The organism is cyanobacterium endosymbiont of Braarudosphaera bigelowii (genome assembly GCF_020885515.1).
Lineage (GTDB): Bacteria > Cyanobacteriota > Cyanobacteriia > Cyanobacteriales > Microcystaceae > Atelocyanobacterium > Atelocyanobacterium thalassa_A.
In genome coordinates, this window is sequence record NZ_AP024987.1 from 486132 (window position 1) to 503478 (window position 17347).

Consider the following 17347-nt stretch of genomic DNA (forward strand, 5'->3'; position numbering starts at 1 on the left):
TAAAATATTTTAAGCAACTATTAAGGGGTATTCAAAACTAATGTCAGGACCTGTTATTCTTGGATTCGGCGGATATATTATTTCCTATACTATGATTGCTCTTGGATTATATTTTGGATTACGTGCTGTTAAAATAATCTAAGTAGAATATCGGCATAATGCCGATATTCTACTTAGATTATTCTAACGGTAAAAGTTATCTTCAAAACGTTTATCAAATTTTAGAAAGAATTAGCCTTAGTAAAAATAAAGTTAATAATTAAGTAAATTATTTCAGTGATTTTAAGACACATAACAAGGCATATAGAATATTAGTCTTCCGTGAAATATAATCGTATTATTTTGACTTTGTATTTTTATCTAACCTGATTACTTAAATGATTTTTAATTTTTTATTTAGAATTCTTCAATGCTTCTGCTAGAATTCTTATGGCTTCTATCATTTTGACTAATGGCAGGAAATCGAGCAAGAATAGCAGTAGATGCTATGGGAGGAGATTATGCTCCTATAGAAATTATAAAAGGGGCTATCCGAGCCTCAAGAGAATTAGATGTGGATATTCTGTTGGTAGGTGATCGTCAACAAATTCAAGCATCTTTTCAAGATAGTAATAAGTTTTCTAATATTGAAGTAGTAGATGCAGATGAAATAATCGCTATGCACGAAGGAATTAACGAACTTCGTCGTAAGCCTAAAGCTTCAATCAATGTTGCTATGGACTTAGTTAAAAAAAATCGTGCAGATGCAGTGATATCCGCTGGACATTCTGGAGCAGCCATGGGAGCTGCTACTCTTAAATTAGGACGTCTTAAAGGCATTGATCGTCCAGCTATTGGAGCTGTTTTTCCAACTCTTATAGTGAACAAGTCGGTTATTGTTTTGGACGTAGGAGCTAATGTAGATTGTCGTCCTAAATACTTAGAACAATTTGCTCTAATGGGAACAGTTTATAGTAGATATGTGATGGGAGTAGAAAGTCCAAAAGTAGGGCTACTAAATATTGGAGAAGAACCAAATAAAGGAAACGATCTTGCTTTAACAACTTATAAGTTGTTAAAAGATAATAAAGTGATTCCTTTTGTTGGTAATGCAGAAGGCCGAGATGTACTTTCGGGAAAATTTGACGTTATTATTTGTGATGGCTTTGTAGGTAATGTTTTGCTCAAATTTGCTGAAGCAGTTGGTGACATAGTTTTACAAATTATACAGGAAGAGCTACCCCAAGGTTGGAAAGGATTGCTAGGGACAACTATATTAAAACCCAATCTAAAAAAACTCAAACAACGGATAGATCATGCTGAACATGGTGGTGGTTTATTATTGGGGGTAGCTGGCATTTGTATTATTAGCCATGGTAGTTCCCAAGCTCCATCAATCTTTAATGCAATTCGTTTAGCTAAAGAAGCTGTTGATCATAAAGTATTAGAACAGATTAATTCTTATGGAGATAAGCTAATGTCAGATAACTCTAATTAACAGATTGAGTAATAGCAAAAATAAAACTTCTAAATGCCATCTATTATTATTTACTGTTTTTCTTTTTTCATATCTCTAATTTTGAGGTAGAAGAATATAAAATATAAGTAAAAGTAAGAAAAGAATTTTTCAAAATTTTAATTTTAAATCCTCTTTTATTCAATTATGCTAAAAAATTATCAGGGGGAATAATTATTGAAAGAGTTAGATATTGGTATGGCTATTACTGGCTGTGGTTCAGCTACGCCAAAACAAATAATGACAAATAACGATATAAGCCATTTAGTAGATACGTCTGATGAATGGATTTATACTAGAACAGGCATTAAAGAAAGGCGTTTAGCAACAAACAACTTATCTTTAAGTGATCTCTCAGCTGAAGCTGCAGTTAAAGGAATTGCTATGGCAGGACTTTCTCCTTCTGATATTGACTTAATTATCTTAGCAACCTCTACAGCTGATGATTTGTTTGGCAGTGCATCTAAGATTCAAAATATTTTGAAAGCTGAGAATGCAGTAGCTTTTGATTTAACAGCCGCTTGTTCAGGTTTTGTCTTTGGATTAATTACAGCTGCTCAATTTATCTATTCAGGAGTTTACCAAAAGGTTCTGGTAATTGGTGGTGATATGCTTTCTCGTTGGGTAAACTGGTCTGATCGTACTACTTGTGTATTATTTGGAGATGGAGCTGGAGCAGTGGTTTGTCAACGAACTACTAAAAATAACCACCTGCTGGGCTTTGCTATGTATAGTGATGGAAAACAAAATCAGTCCCTTAATTTAGCATATAACTTTCAAGCTAAATTTCTTAAAAATGGGATGGTTGTTAATCAAGGAAACTATCAATTTCTTACGATGAAAGGAAAAGAGATTTATCGTTTTGCTATTGAGAAAGTTCCAGAAGTTATTGAGAATGCTCTTTCTAAAGCAGAATTGACAGTTGACGATATTGACTGGCTTATTTTGCATCAGGCAAATCAGAGGATTATAAATGCAGTTGCTAAAAAACTTAAAATTCCATCAGAAAAGGTAATTTCGAATGTGAGTAAGTATGGTAATACTTCAGCTGCATCTATTCCTCTAGCTCTAGATGAAGCCGTAAGATCTGGAAAAATAAAATCAGGTAATATTGTTGCTAGCTCAGGTTTCGGTGCTGGCTTAACTTGGGGAGCAGTTATTTTTAGATGGAGTATTGAAGTTTAATCTTTTTATTAAACATTCTTGAAAAAATATGGTGACAAAAACAGCGTGGATTTTTCCGGGACAGGGATCACAAATAGTTGGTATGGGACGAGATCTGGCAACAACTGACTTAGGAAAAGAATATTTTAGAAAAGCACAAGATATTTTAGGATGGTCTGTACTTGAAGTATGTCAGGGAGATACAAAAATTTTATCTAGGACCTTATATACTCAACCTTGTCTTTACGTAATCCAATGTATTCTTATTAATTTATTAAAGCAAAATCAAACAAATCCAAATTTTCTAGCTGGTCATAGTTTGGGAGAATATGCAGCCTTACATGCAGCAGAAGTCTTTGACTTTACCACAGGATTACAACTAGTTAAAAACCGTGCAGAATTTATGGATAATGTTGTTGGAGGAAAAATGGTCGCTTTAATAAAATTTGATCGCTTATATCTGAATGAAATAATTGCAAATGTTCCTAATGTAGTTTTAGCTAATGACAATAGTGAACAACAAGTAGTTATTTCAGGTACTCCTCAAGCAGTTGACAAAGTTTCTAATAGTATTAAGGCTAAAAGAGTAATTGAACTCAAGGTTTCCGGAGCATTTCACTCCCATTTAATGAAAGAAGCATCTGAACAATTTCAAGTATTATTAGAAAATATTAATTTCGAAGAAGCACAAGTTCCTGTTCTTTCAAATGTTGAAGCAGTTCCAAGAACTTCTAAAATTGTTTTAAAGGAAAATCTAAAAAAACAAATGACTGGTTCAGTTCGTTGGCGCGAAACTATGATATCTATGGTAGAGCACGAAGTAATTAGAATAGTAGAAATTGGACCAGGGAAAATTTTATCTAATTTATTTAAGAAAGAATATACTCAAATTACTATAAAAAATATTAGCTCCCTATCTGATTTTTGAGAATGATATAAAAAAATGATTTTATTTGTAGAAAAGTTAGATGTTTATATTTATACATTGTTCGACAATTCTTTATGAAGATATGTAAGATTATTTGTAATCTAGTTATCTCAAAATAAACAGTTTATGCTCTCAAGGCTGAGGAGAGTGGCTACGATATCTATAATAAGCTGAACAAGTTCCTTCTGAAGATACCATAGGAGCACCTAAGGGACTTTCTGGAGTACATACATTTCCAAAAGCTGGACAATCATAAGGTTTTTTTTGCCCTTGCATAATATCACCACTAATACACACTTCTGGATACGCTGATTGAACAGTTTTATCTTTAGAAATTTTAAAGCGATTTAAAGCATCATAAAATTGATATTCAGGCCTTAAAGATAACCCACTCTCTGAAATTTCACCGATACCTCTCCAACAACGAGATACTGTTGTAAAAATTTCTTGGACTAACTGCTTTGCTAATATATTTCCTTCAATTTTGACAGAACGAAAGTATTGATTCTTGCATTCAAACTTACCAGATTCTAGTTGTAATACACATTGATAAATTCCCTTTAAGATATCTAAAGGTTCAAACCCTGTTACTATAATAGGAATCTTATGTTTATTGGAGATAGCTTGATAGTCTTCATATCCTGTTATTGTACAAACATGACCGGCAGCCAAAAATCCTTGTACTGTACAATTAGGAGATGATAAAAGCATTTTCATAGCTGGCGGGACTAAAACATGGGAAACTAATAAAGAAAAATTTTTAATGTTTTGGTGTTTTGCTTGATATACAGCCATTGCTGTTGCAGGAGCTGTTGTCTCAAAACCAACAGCAAAAAAAACAATTTGTTTGTCAGGATTTTCTTGAGCAATCTTCAAACTATCTAAAGGAGAATAAACAATACGTACATCTCCTCCAGAAGCTTTTACCATAAGCAAATCTTTACTTGTCCCTGGGACTCTTAACATATCCCCGAAAGAACAAAAAATAACATTAGGTAAATTGGCTATAATCAAGGCGTAATCAATCAATTCTATAGAAGTTACGCAAACAGGACATCCTGGTCCATGTATTAAAGTTATTTCAGGGGGTAGTAGCTGATCAATCCCGTACTTAAAGATTGAGTGTGTTTGTCCACCACAAATCTCCATAATTGTCCAAGGCTGACTAACATTTTTTACAATGTTTTTAGTAAATATTTTAACTAATTTAGAATCACGGTATTCATCAACAAATCTCATAGTTATCTTTTAAAGTATAATTTCTCTGAATAGACTCTAAATATTAAGATTACCGGTTCGATTCTATATGTTGAATTTAATATATACAAGAAAATTAATTGTTTCTTAATTGTTGTATCTCTAAAGTTAGGTATTTGAAGATAGTAATATTCTTATAAAACTAACATAGAGTTAATTACCTAACTTCAGATAAACACTAACTTGATATTATATCCTTATAGTTGTTAAGATAAAATCTCCAGAGAAAACTTAAGTTAATTTTTAAATCGTAGGTTTTTACTTATGCTGTCTCCAGAAAGCTCTTTACCACCTAATTTGGCCCGCATTGTTGAAAAGTTTAAGAAGCGTTCTGACCCCAAGAAAGGTTATGAACAATTATTATGGTATGCTAAAAAGCTGTCAGAAATGCCAGAACATATTAAAACAGAAACAAACCAAGTTAAAGGATGTGTCTCTAAAGTATATATCAGCGCAGATTTGAAAGATGGCAAAATATGGTATCAAGGAGATTCCGATGCTCAATTAGTGAAGGGATTAGTTGCTTTGCTAATTGAAGGCTTAAATGGACTAACTCCTCAAGAAATTTTAGACATAAATCCTGATTTTATTGAGGAAACAGGTTTAAAAGTTAGTTTAACGCCATCTCGAGCTAATGGTTTCTATAACACCTTACAACTTATGAAGACTAAGGCATTAGCTTTTCAGTTAGGAATGTCAACTTGATGAATTTATTCAAGGATAATTTAAATATTAAAATCATCTTTCAATGTAAAAAATAATTAATTTACATAAGTTACTTTTGAAGAAATATCGATGATCATCATTAAAAGATTTATGACTTAAAACTTTCGCTTAAGTTATCTTAACTTATGCACGTAAGATTAAATTGTTTTTAAAGTTACTAGTCTTGTTATTGGAATGTAATTTAAGTAAAAATAGTTTGATTATATACTCTTCATATTTTTTAATATATCTTACTTTTTGTAAAATTCTTATATAAGACTATAGTTTAGTATTATTGCAAATCCTTTAACCATCTTGTAATTTTAAAGGTCTTTAAACTTTCAGTATAGCTATTTCCACTAGATATTTAAGAAGTACAAGATATTTTTTTGTATTCAGTCAATTATTAATTTTAATAAAATTATTGAAATAAGAAGAATTAATTATTTAACATACATAAGTTTTGTTGATAAATAAGAATGATTTTCAAAGAAATCATTCTTATTTATCAAAATGTTTTGAAACAGATAACTAACTCTAGCTTAATCTAGTAGCTGCAATTATTTACCTTACTTAACTGTATTATGATTTTATCTATTTCTTTAATTAAATTTGAGCCTGAAACATTAGAGTTGTTAACTAAAACACTAAAAACTACCATACCAAAATAAGGATGGTTTATGTAGCCAGATAATGCTCTTACATTCCTTAAAGTCCCTGTCTTCGCATAGACGAATCCTTGAGCGGGAGTACTCTTCATGCGATGACGAAGAGTACCTGTTAAACCAGCGACAGGTAAAGAAGTATAAAAATGTTTTTTAGCGGCAGTATAGTAAGTGGCTCTTAAAATAGTAACTAAAGAACGAGGTGTAGCTACATTACGGCGAGATAATCCTGAACCATCAACTTGACGAAAACTGTTAGAATCAATGCCCAGCTCCGCTAAAGTATTTTTTGCAGTTTGATGTCCACCAACATAACGAAGTAATGTATCTGCATAGTAATTATTACTCTTAAGATTTGTAATATTAATCCAAGATTTTAAAGTTTTTGACCCGATTTTTGACTTAGGATTAAATAATTGCAATGCTGCAGCGGTAGTAAAAATCTTATTGTTAGAAGCAGGAATAAAATATTTATCTGGATTATGACTATATAGTATAGTCCCATCTTCTAATTTTTCTACTAACACTCCCCAATGCTTTCCATGAGAAAGAATGATATTATTTAACTGTTTATGGACTAAGAGCCTACAGGACTTAGTTTCAACCGTGCTAGGTTTATTTGTATATGGTTGAACAAAATTTACGTTATGGTGGGGTAAAGACTGTTTTCGAGGAAGATTTAAATCACTAGCAAAACCGTTATTAGTCCAAGTAAAGAAAGTTATAGCTAAAATAGCTTTTTTGGAAAACAAAAAAAAATTAGGCAGTGTCATAACAATGGTTTCTTAGTTATTCATGTTAAATCTGAGACATTAGAAAAAATTCGGATTCTTCCTGTAAATTAAGAAATAACCCTATATTAGTCTCTTTTTAAATTTTGATATAGGTTAAACAAATATTTTAAAAATATAATACTCTTCTGAAAGAGAAATGTTTAATTTTCTATTTAATATCTAAATGATAAAAAATCTTTAGTAGGAAAAATGTAATTAATGAAATATTATTGAACTAGCAACTATATAATAGTTTATTAATTATGATGGTATCAGATTCTTGTACTCGTGGGTTAGGGTTACATACTACCAGCACTCAGTTAGGACTTAGTTTAAGCAGACAAGACCGAAAAAAAAATACTAAAGTTTGGAATGTTAATCGCCAATTATCAAGTCGTTTTCATAAAATTTTACAAGAATTTATTCAACCTCAGGGATGGAAAGATATTAATTTTGTTGCTGTAGCAAAAGGTCCGGGAAGTTTTACTGGTACCAGAATTGGCATGACTGCCGCTCGTACAATAGCTCAGCAACTCGAGATTCCCTTATTCAGTATTTCTACTCTAGCAGCATTTGCTTGGTTCCATAAGAATGACAAGCTATTCAAAGACTTCATAGCTATACAAATGAAAGCTTCAAGAGGACAAATTTATGGAGCAGTCTATGAAAAAAAATCTAAAGGAAATGGCTTAATTACAGTTATTGATGATACTGTAATGGAATTGGACAAATGGAAAAAAGTTTTAGAAGATATGAACTTATTTTGTGAGCCTCTAATTGTTACATCAGAGATAGGAGTTACAGCTTGTAGCATTTTGGAATTAGCAGAATTTGATTGGGAACAAGGGAAGCGTCCTCATTTTTCAGAAAGCAAACCATTTTATGGATATTCAAGTATTACTAAATAGCTAAGGTTCATAAAATAAAAAATTCAGACAAAAATAAATACTTAGTATCATTAAGAATAATAAAAAAGATTATAGATACTGAAGTTTGTAACAATATTAAATTTTATAATTATGCCCCAATTTTCTAAAACATAAAACTAAACATTTGGTTCATGATACCTTCTATTTTATGGATAAGAACAACCTTTTACGCTTTATTCCTCCCTGTTTCAGTCTAGTAGTATTTGCCTTGTCTATATGGACTATACAGAATAATTTTCAACATTACCAAGCCGCAAATGTCTGGGATAGTCTATCTAAGATTCCTTCATCCTCTATTTTTTGGGCAATTGTTTGCATGAGTGTTAATTATCTTGTGATGACAGGGTATGAATGCCTTGCCCTCTCTTATGTCCGTCGGACATTACCATATCGAAAAAAAATCTTGGTTGGCATTATTTGTTCCGGAATTAGTAATAGTATAGGATTTGCTGTTCTAAGTAGTTGTATGATCCGTTATAGATTTTACTCTACTTGGGGATTTTCCATGATTACAATTGCACAAATTTCAGCCTTTTGTAATCTATCATTTTGTTTAGGATTATTTAGTATTGGTAGTATTCTCTTTCTAAAAGAATCTTTGGCAATTCCTCGTTTGTTGGACATTCCTTTTCTCTCAGTTCGTCCTTTGGGAATAATTTTTTTAATTATAATTCTCGTTTATTTATTTTTTACGGTAGTTCGTCAAAAGCCTTTATTTATAGGGAAATGGGTTATTCCTCATCTTTCTCCTCAACTAGCAATTGGTCAACTCGTTATCTCTAGTCTAGATTGGGCTCTTGCTGCAATGGTTTTTTATATTCTTTTACAAACTTCGATATCTTTATCTTATCCTGCTTTTTTTGGAATCTATATCCTGGCTCAAGTAGCAGGATTAGCTAGTAATGTTCCAGGAGGACTAGGTGTTTTTGAAACAGTAATGATCTTGTTACTTGCTCCATTTATTAAATCGGAGGAATTATTAGGTACTTTATTGATTTATCGTGGAATTTATTATTTTATTCCTTTAGGAATAGCTATTTTACTTCTAGGTAAATATGAATTGAGCAACTTTTTTAATAACAAAAATACTAACATCTCTACTTCTGTTATTAATAAAATAAAAAGTAAGCTATAAGCTTCTTCATTTTTTTTAAACAGTTCGAATTATTTATATATTTGAAAAGAAAATATTCATAGCCATAAATAAAGTTATTAAAATCTACGTACTATATATGACGTATTGCACCTAAATTTTCGACCTATATTTCTATTAAAAAAAGTATTATTCACATTTTATTTCTTAAATAATTCAATTAGTATATTGATTAATAAAATACTACTTTAATCTTAGACTATATATCATCATATTTTCATTAGCCTCGTTTAAAATATTTTCTATTATTTCACTTGAACCTAAAATTCTCCAGCTACAGCTTTTAGCTAAATAACTCTGGACAGCCTTGCTTATCCTATAAGTGCTATGAGCGGCAATTCCACCTTGGAGAATAGCGCTAGTTCCATAAATCTCTATAGCTGTTGGTTTATCTAGTACATTGGTAATCATCATTATTGTTTTACTAATACTCAATACTAAACCAGTAAAAACTTCACTAAGAAGTAATTTACCGGAACTAAAAAAGATCTGAAACCATAATTTGTCTATGTTGTGATTAGTAATTGGTAACGCATACAAATAAAATAGTTTTCTAATTAATGCTAAGTCAATTAATAATCCTATGCAAATATCTAAAACAGCAATAGGATTAAAAGTAACTATTAAAGATTTGTACTTCACATATTTCTTAATAATATATTCAGCATCTTTTTCAAGTATTTGAATAATTTTAAGAGCAATATTTTCTTCAGCTTGCTTTACTTGTAGTAAAACATTTAGACACAGAAGATAACGTCCTTCATTATTTACAACACCTAATATTTTATGTCTCAAACTTTTTATCTGAGGAGTTTGAATTTCTACCTCTTTTTTAACTTTTCCATCAACATTTCTAATCTTTATAGGTATAGTTTTAGGAGAGGCAGCTACTAAAACTATGTCTTGAATATTAATTAATAGTTTTTCTTCATTCTTAAAATCTTTACTAAATTCTTGTAATTGTTTATAAATATTAAGACAAGTTTTTTCTGGATATAAATCAATTTTATTAAACACTAAGATAATAGGTTTTAATAATTTTTTTAAGTATATCAAGGCTTTGTATTCAGTTTCAACAATATCTTCAGAAATTACAAATAATATTAGATCCGATTCTTCTGTAACTTCTCGAAACATTGTTGAATTTTGAATTTCATTTATTTCATCTAGCCCCGGAGTATCAATAAACTCTAGCATGACTTTTGTGTCATCAGGCATCCAACGAAAAGATTTTGGCCACTTTGTAGTTCCATTAACTGGTTCACTATTAAAAACATATTGACCAACTAATGCATTGGCAATGGCAGACTTACCCCGACTAGCTAATCCAAAAGTAGCAATTTTAACAACATTGTTATTAACTTTTTCTAGTGCTATTTTAATTACTTGTAATTCCTTTTTAATAGCTGCTTGCAGTGCTATATTTTTAGGATAATTCGATAAACTGTTAGTATACCGAGATAAAGAGTCCTGAAGACTAGTATAGGTTTGTTGTATATAAAAATCTTGCTGATCCAAAACCAATTACTTTAAGGTGTTCTTATAATGTAAAATCTCGTTAGCTACACGATCACAAACTCCTGTTTCTCCTAGAAGAGATCGCATTTCTTTATAGTTTGATAATGTTTTTTGGCGATATTCACTATTTAATAATAACTCTAAAGATTTTTTAACAATACATTCTACAGTAGCGTCTTCTTGTAGTAATTCAGGTACTATTTCTTTCATCATGATTAAATTTGGAGGTGACATGAAAGGGATAGAGAATTTAAGAATATTTCTAGCAATCCACATAGTTAGAGGGTTAACTAAACATAATACTAGCTGAGGGACATTTAAAAGAGCTAACTCTAAATTGACAGTCCCTGATTTTGCAATGGCAAAATCAGCGGCAGCCATAGCTTCCATAGCAGAACCATCTAATAATGTAATTGATAAATCATATTTTTTAACTATTTTTTCGATAGTATCATAATACTCCTTCAAAGAAACAGGTAATAAAAAGTGGAGATCTGGAACTTTTTCCTGTAATTGCTTAGCAGCTTTACAAATTAAAGGTAAGTGATATTTTAGTTCTTGATATCTAGAAGCTGGAAATAGGGCAATAACAGGTTTACCGACTTCTAATCCCAATGACTGACGTGCTAATTCCTTTGTTGGAGCTTTTTCTATTCTATCCAGTAAGGGATGACCTACCCATTTAACATTAATATTTTTTTGTTCAAAAAACCTAGCTTCTTCTGGAAAAATTGCTAATAGGAGATCAGTTATTTCAGCAAATTGTTCAATCGTTTTATTATTAGGAGACCAGACCCAAGACTGGGGTGCAATGTAATAAATAATCGGTACTTGAGGCAGATTTTTTCGGACATACTTACCAAGGGAAACATTAGGTCCCATATAATCCAGTAAAACCAAAATATCTGGAGGATTATCTTTTAAATAAGCTTTTACTCTATTTTGCATCCGCCAAGTAGGTATGATAAAAGGCAGTGCTTCTACAATACCAATAGAACCGATAGCTGCTGTATTACCAAGCAAATTAGCACCGGCAGAAAGCATAGCATCACCTCCTAATGCCATAATTTCTATGGAGATGTCTTGAGATTTTGCTTGGCGATAAAGAGCTTCAACTAACATTGAACCCTGTAAATCACCAGAAACTTCACCTGTACTAACAAAAATTTTCATTAATTACTTTAATCTCTAATTATTTTAATGTTTACCTGGAATTAATCCACGTCTTTTTTCTCCTGTAATTGATAATTGCAGAAATTGATGTAGATATCTAGTATATTCATTACTATTAAAAGTTTGTAGTTGCTTTAATACTTGCTGTAAAGTCAAGCCAGAATGGTATAACAAACGAAATGCTTGTTTAAGATGACGAATATCTTCGACAGTAAGTCCAGCACGTTTTAATCCGATTAGATTAAGGGATCTTACTCTAGAAGGGTTTCCTTCAATCATCATGAATGGAGGTGCATCACGATCAATTCTACTCATACCTCCTAACATAGCATTACGACCAACTCTTACAAATTGATGTACTCCTAAAGCTCCGCCAACAACAGCTCTAGACTCAATATGGACATGTCCCGCAAGAGACACAGAATTAGCAATAATTATATTATCTTCTAGTAAACAATTGTGAGCAACATGCACATAAGCCATCAGTAAATTATTGTTACCAATTTTAGTAACTTCATTAGCATAAGTTGCACGATTGATTGTTACGAACTCTCGAATTGTATTTCCGTTACCAATTTCGACACGGCTAGAACAATTTTTATATTTTAAATCTTGCGGAGCCGCCCCGATAACTGCACTAGGAAATATACGGTTATTCATTCCAATTTCTGTTGGACCTTCAATAACTGCATGAGAGCCAATAATCGTTTGTGCACCTACTTTAACCTGATCGCCAATGACAGCATAAGGTCCTACCTCAGTAGTAGGGTGTAGTTGTGCATTCTTATGAATGATAGCTGTAGGATGAATTAGCGTATTCAACAGGTTATCTCCCTTTAGATAGATTCATTATTGAATTTAGTTATAAAGTACACAATAAAAGTTTTCAAGGGAACAGGAAAAGAAGAATTGAGGACATTATTAATGTGACGCAAAATCTTGATTTTGGATTCTAAATTAATAAGTTTTCTAGCTATAAATCAATGGAAAATACAATTATTAATCAATAAAAATTTTTAAAGATAATTTATGAAATTTATTTGGAGTTTGATTACTTTTTCTTCTTTTTCTCCTGAAATGTGGTTAAAGACCAGCTATTGTTATCGTATTGTTGGTTTATTAAGTAATTGGCAACAGTTTAGTTTTTTACTGCAATGGGCGAAAACTATTGGTGCCTTGCTAATTAGTCTTCTATTGATTTTTAGTCCTTTTGTTACGACAGGAGTCATCGGTGTATGGCTTATTTCAATTGCCATATATTGGACTATATTAATTATTTCTAATAATGAAAAGCTAGTTTTTAGCCCAATATATTTATTAGTTTTTTTATATTGGGCTATTTCGGCGATAGCAGTTATTTTTTCTCCTGTCAGAAGTGTAGCTTTCTCAGGATTTATAAAACTAACATTATATTTAATTTTTTTTGCCTGTACATCTCGTGTTCTATCCTCATCTCAATTAAGCAATTGGTTAATCACATCTATTTTGGGATCTGGATTACTAGTGGGCACTTATGGAGTAAGACAAAGACTTCTTGAAGTAGAACAATTAGCAACATGGAATGACCCAGCTGCTAATTTTTCTAATTCAATTAGAGTTTATAGCTACTTAGGCAATCCTAATTTATTATCTGCATATATTTTGCCTTCAATTGCTTTAAGTATGGCTGCATTTTTTGTTTGGCAAAGAATATTACCTAAGTTATTAGCATTAACTATCTTTACAATTAACATTTCTTGCCTTTATTTTACAGGTAGTCGTAGTGGCTGGATAGCATTAATAATTTTAATAATGATGTTTTCATTATTACTTTTTACATGGTTTAAAGATGAACTTCCCTCATTTTGGCGTCAGTGGCTTTTACCTTTAACATTTGGAACATTCATAAGTTTGATTTTTATTCTTATCGTCTCTAATGACATTTTACAATCAAGGATTATGAGTATTTTTATTGGAAGAGCAGATAGTAGTAATAATTTTCGTATTAATGTATGGACATCAGTAGTAAATATAATAAAAGATTATCCTTTTCTAGGTATTGGTCCAGGAAATGATGCATTTAGTAAAATATATCCACTCTATATGAGCCCTAAGTATAGTGCTTTAAGTGCATACTCTATTTTTCTAGAAACAGCAGTAGAAACAGGATTAATTGGACTAAGTATTTTTGTTTGGCTTATTTTTACAATACTTAATCAGGGAATCCAGAAAATTAGAAGATTTAAAAATAATAACAACTCTTACGGAATATGGTTAATTGGTGCAATAGCCGCAATAGTTAGTTTATTAATACAAGGACTATTTGATACTGTGTGGTACCGTCCACAAGTAAATACTCTATGGTGGTTTTTAGTGGCTTTGATTGCTAGTCAGTATAGATTATGTAAAAAAGAGAATTGATATAGATAGTTGATAAAATTTAATGGAAATGGTTCTAATCTTTTCATAAATTAATTTTTCACATATATCTTTTTCTGAAGTTCTACATCAACTTGCTCTAATCTTCCTTCATTAATTTTCCAACATTTGTCAGCTATTAGTAATAACTCAGAGGGATCATGAGAAACAATTACCAATGTCCAATGTCGTTTTAATTTAAATACTAAATTAATTAATTGTTTATGCATTGACCAATCTAAACCTGCTGTTGGTTCGTCTAGTAATAATAAATTAGGTTGACGAATCAGCTGAACTGCCAGAGCTAATCTTCTTTGCTGTCCACCACTAATATTATGTGGAGAGGTGCTTAGTATAATGTTTTGTAGCCCGACTTCTTCTAGGGCAGTTTCAATTTCTTCTCTAGTAATTTCCAAATGACCTAGTCTTAGTTCTTCCAGAATATTGCCACCGCAAAAATGCCGTTCAGGAAATTGAAAAACCAATCCTGATATTTGTTGTAACTCCGAAGAAGTAATTTCCTTACCACTCCACAAGATTTTTCCTTGAGTCTGCTCTGTTAGTCCTGCAAGAATCTCTAATAATGTAGTTTTCCCAGAGCCACTAGGGCCAATAATAATTCCTAATTGCTGAAATCCCAGTTCTAGCGTAATAGACTTTAAAATGGGTTGAGGAGAAGCAGGAGGATGATATACGATATCTTTGAGGTTAAGCATTAGTATACATTCTAATAACAGTCAATTATAAGAGTAATAGCTTAGAGCATTCTATGTAATTTCAAATTCATAGAAAAACAAAACTAGTTTTCAGTATTCTCAACTAATGTTAGTATAATTACTTTAAGTTAATTAAATTAAATTTCATGTCTAAAGAAAGCTTTTTTCAAAGTCCAGCTATTAGTCAAGAAGCCCGATATGAGCCAGCTACCGTTATTCCTATCAAACGAGATTCTTCTATTATTAATTGGTTAGAGGCAACAAACCGTTTAATTTATCGTGAACAAGAAGAGATTAAAACGACTCCGGAGGAAGACGCAGAAATTTCTGACTTAATAGATGTCGATGAAAGTTATGATGATGAAGATTTAAGTTTAAACAGCAATGATTAGTATATAAAAGCTAAATTACCAAAATGGAGGGGAAAATGTTTGTTTTTCCTCGCTTATCATAATCCATTTTTAAGTTTAAAAAATTAAATCTTTAGTTGTGAATAAAGTATTTTCCTTTTCAGTGTTCATAAAAAAAATATCAGAAAATAATTTATTGATCTTACTTGTTTTGATAAATATTCTTTTAATTGGAGGTTTTATCGAATTAGGTGATCAAAGTATAAATTTTCATCATATTTTGACATTACCATTAGGAATTTCCGTTCTTATAAGTAGTTCTTTAGGTTATATTTCAATTCCATTACTAAAAAAATTGAAAATAGAACAAGTTATACAAGAAGATGGTATACAAAAACATTTTAGTAAAGCAGGCACTCCAACAATGGGTGGAATATTCTTTATTCCAGTCGCTATTTTAATCGCTTTAGTTTGGTCTCATTTCTCTCTTGTATCTATTACAATATCTCTCGTAACTTTATCCTATATGGTTATTGGATGGGTTGATGATTGGTGCATTTTAAGAAAAAAATCAAATCTAGGACTTTCCCCTCGTACAAAATTATTTTTACAAATTATAGTTGCTATTATTTTTTGTGTATGGATAAAATGGAATCGTATAATAGTAATGAATGAAATTATATTACCTGGTAATATAATTTTAGAGACAGAAGTATTATTTTGGCTTTTATCTATTTTTGTATTAGTTTCAGAAAGTAATGCAGTTAACCTTACAGATGGAATTGATGGCTTGGCCGGAGGAACAGGAGCATTAACTTTTTTAGGACTAGCAATCATAGTTGCAACTACTTCGTCTGAGCTAAGTATTTTTTGCGCTTCTGTTTCTGGAAGTTGCTTGGGATTTATCCTTCATAATAATAATCCCGCAAAAGTCTTTATGGGAGATACTGGGTCTCTAGCCTTGGGAGGAGCTCTTGCCGGAGTAGGAATTTTAAGTGGTCACTTTTGGGAACTTTTTATTCTTAGCGGAATTTTTTTTATAGAGTCTTTGTCTGTAATTGCTCAAGTTACCTACTATAAAATGACTAAAAACAGTGAAGGGAAAGGAAAACGATTTTTAATGATGGCACCTTTGCACCATCATTTAGAGTTGGTGGGATGGTCCGAAAATAAGATTGTTAAAATATCTTATTTAATTAATACAGGTTTAATTTTCTTAGTTGCAATATTATATAGATACTTTTCATAAGTTCTCTATAATATTGCAATAGAATTAATTTCTTTTATAAATGTTGTGAACATATTAATTCAACTTGGCTTAAAGAATGATTTTGACTACCACGGTCACAACGCAACCACAACAAATACTCAGTATTGCCTGCAGGACCTTTGATAGGAGAATGAGTTAATCCACAATATAGCCATCCTAAATGATAAGAAATCTGTAATACTCTAGAAATTACTTCACAGTGATCTTTAAAATTACGGACAACTCCATTTTTTCCTATCTTAGATCGGCCAACTTCAAATTGCGGTTTAATGAGTAATATAACCTCTTTTGGGCTAACTAAAAGCTCTGACAAAGGTTCTAAGATCTTAGCTAATGAAATGAAAGAGACATCCACAACTCCCAAGCTGGCTCGGATATTTCTGTCGTATAAAATTTCAGGTTTAAGATAACGAAAATTTGTTCTTTCCTTTAAAAATATTCTTTCGTCCTGTCTTAACGACCAAGCAACTTGTCCATATCCTACATCTACTCCGTATATTAGACGAGCTCCTGACTGTAATAAGCAATCACTAAAGCCTCCTGTTGAAATACCTCCGTCAAGACAAACCCTATCTACTACAGAAATTTGAAAAGTCTTAAGAGCTTTTTCAAGTTTTTTTCCCCCACGTGAAACATATGGAGATTTGATTTTAATTTCAACTTTAGCTTTTATATCAATTTCTGTTCCAGGTTTATCAATAATTCTTTGATTAATCTTAACTTCTCCAGCACGAATACATCTTTGTGCTTGCTGACGAGAAGTATATAATTTTTTTTCTACTAAAAGGATATCAAGTCGTTTTTTCAAGATATGTAATTGTAAAAAGTATATGTTATCTGGACAAGTATTAATT

Annotated in this window: 17 protein-coding genes; 10 read left to right on the plus strand and 7 right to left on the minus strand. The window is 31.3% G+C overall.

Annotation, left to right across the window (positions count from 1 at the left end):
• Nucleotides 1-40 precede the first annotated feature (40 nt).
• From petL to fabD, 4 genes are all read left to right on the plus strand, one after another.
• The gene (gene petL, locus LPC16_RS02065) at nt 41-142 is read left to right on the plus strand and encodes a cytochrome b6-f complex subunit PetL (protein ID WP_040054656.1); all 102 of its coding nucleotides are present in this window, start codon (nt 41-43) and stop codon (nt 140-142) included.
• A gap of 309 nt (nt 143-451) precedes the next feature.
• Nucleotides 452-1477 carry a phosphate acyltransferase PlsX gene (gene plsX / locus LPC16_RS02070; RefSeq protein WP_229637553.1) on the plus strand — a complete coding sequence of 342 codons (1026 nt, stop codon included), beginning with the start codon at nt 452-454 and terminating at the stop codon, nt 1475-1477.
• Between the two features lie 216 nt (nt 1478-1693).
• Nucleotides 1694-2680: a beta-ketoacyl-ACP synthase III gene (locus LPC16_RS02075; RefSeq protein WP_040054697.1), complete on the plus strand. Its 987-nt coding sequence runs from the start codon at nt 1694-1696 to the stop codon at nt 2678-2680.
• A gap of 28 nt (nt 2681-2708) precedes the next feature.
• Complete coding sequence (gene fabD, locus LPC16_RS02080; protein WP_229637554.1) at nt 2709-3587, plus strand: ACP S-malonyltransferase; 879 nt, start codon at nt 2709-2711, stop codon at nt 3585-3587.
• 132 nt (nt 3588-3719) lie between these two features.
• On the opposite strand, the gene hypD is transcribed toward fabD, so the two are convergent.
• Nucleotides 3720-4826 carry a hydrogenase formation protein HypD gene (gene hypD, locus LPC16_RS02085; protein WP_229637555.1) on the minus strand — a complete coding sequence of 369 codons (1107 nt, stop codon included), beginning with the start codon at nt 4824-4826 and terminating at the stop codon, nt 3720-3722.
• Nucleotides 4827-5108: 282 nt separating this feature from the next.
• On the opposite strand from hypD, the gene LPC16_RS02090 reads away from it, so the two are divergent.
• Nucleotides 5109-5549 carry a SufE family protein gene (locus tag LPC16_RS02090; protein WP_229637556.1) on the plus strand — a complete coding sequence of 147 codons (441 nt, stop codon included), beginning with the start codon at nt 5109-5111 and terminating at the stop codon, nt 5547-5549.
• Nucleotides 5550-6096: 547 nt separating this feature from the next.
• Here the strand turns inward: LPC16_RS02090 and LPC16_RS02095 are convergent.
• Nucleotides 6097-6987 carry a D-alanyl-D-alanine carboxypeptidase gene (locus LPC16_RS02095; protein WP_407084187.1) on the minus strand — a complete coding sequence of 297 codons (891 nt, stop codon included), beginning with the start codon at nt 6985-6987 and terminating at the stop codon, nt 6097-6099.
• Between the two features lie 263 nt (nt 6988-7250).
• Here LPC16_RS02095 and tsaB point away from each other — a divergent pair, with 263 nt between their 5' ends.
• Nucleotides 7251-7895 carry a tRNA (adenosine(37)-N6)-threonylcarbamoyltransferase complex dimerization subunit type 1 TsaB gene (tsaB, locus tag LPC16_RS02100; protein WP_229637557.1) on the plus strand — a complete coding sequence of 215 codons (645 nt, stop codon included), beginning with the start codon at nt 7251-7253 and terminating at the stop codon, nt 7893-7895.
• Between the two features lie 169 nt (nt 7896-8064).
• Nucleotides 8065-9051: a lysylphosphatidylglycerol synthase domain-containing protein gene (locus LPC16_RS02105; RefSeq protein WP_040054663.1), complete on the plus strand. Its 987-nt coding sequence runs from the start codon at nt 8065-8067 to the stop codon at nt 9049-9051.
• A 201-nt stretch (nt 9052-9252) separates the two neighbouring features.
• Here the strand turns inward: LPC16_RS02105 and LPC16_RS02110 are convergent, their stop codons facing one another.
• From LPC16_RS02110 to lpxA, 3 genes are read right to left on the minus strand one after another with little or no spacing between them, the layout of a single operon-like run.
• Nucleotides 9253-10593 carry a GTP-binding protein gene (locus LPC16_RS02110; protein ID WP_229637558.1) on the minus strand — a complete coding sequence of 447 codons (1341 nt, stop codon included), beginning with the start codon at nt 10591-10593 and terminating at the stop codon, nt 9253-9255.
• Nucleotides 10594-11760 (minus strand): lipid-A-disaccharide synthase, encoded by a 1167-nt coding sequence (gene lpxB, locus LPC16_RS02115; RefSeq protein ID WP_229637559.1) that lies wholly within the window; start codon nt 11758-11760, stop codon nt 10594-10596.
• A 24-nt stretch (nt 11761-11784) separates the two neighbouring features.
• Complete coding sequence (gene lpxA / locus LPC16_RS02120; protein WP_229637700.1) at nt 11785-12606, minus strand: acyl-ACP--UDP-N-acetylglucosamine O-acyltransferase; 822 nt, start codon at nt 12604-12606, stop codon at nt 11785-11787.
• 183 nt (nt 12607-12789) lie between these two features.
• Between lpxA and LPC16_RS02125 the strand changes: the two genes are divergently transcribed.
• Nucleotides 12790-14160 carry an IctB family putative bicarbonate transporter gene (locus LPC16_RS02125; RefSeq protein WP_229637560.1) on the plus strand — a complete coding sequence of 457 codons (1371 nt, stop codon included), beginning with the start codon at nt 12790-12792 and terminating at the stop codon, nt 14158-14160.
• Nucleotides 14161-14210: 50 nt separating this feature from the next.
• On the opposite strand, the gene LPC16_RS02130 is transcribed toward LPC16_RS02125, so the two are convergent.
• On the minus strand, nt 14211-14873 hold the full coding sequence (locus LPC16_RS02130; protein WP_229637561.1) for an ABC transporter ATP-binding protein: 663 nt from the start codon (nt 14871-14873) through the stop codon (nt 14211-14213).
• Between the two features lie 146 nt (nt 14874-15019).
• Between LPC16_RS02130 and LPC16_RS02135 the strand changes: the two genes are divergently transcribed.
• Together LPC16_RS02135 and mraY are read left to right on the plus strand one after the other, a co-directional pair.
• Nucleotides 15020-15265 carry a DUF3134 domain-containing protein gene (locus tag LPC16_RS02135; protein ID WP_040054668.1) on the plus strand — a complete coding sequence of 82 codons (246 nt, stop codon included), beginning with the start codon at nt 15020-15022 and terminating at the stop codon, nt 15263-15265.
• A gap of 121 nt (nt 15266-15386) precedes the next feature.
• On the plus strand, nt 15387-16472 hold the full coding sequence (gene mraY, locus LPC16_RS02140; RefSeq protein ID WP_407084188.1) for a phospho-N-acetylmuramoyl-pentapeptide-transferase: 1086 nt from the start codon (nt 15387-15389) through the stop codon (nt 16470-16472).
• Between the two features lie 34 nt (nt 16473-16506).
• Here the strand turns inward: mraY and LPC16_RS02145 are convergent, their stop codons facing one another.
• Entirely contained in the window at nt 16507-17304 is a 798-nt protein-coding gene (locus tag LPC16_RS02145) for a TlyA family RNA methyltransferase (protein ID WP_229637701.1), read from the minus strand.
• Nucleotides 17305-17347 lie beyond the last annotated feature (43 nt).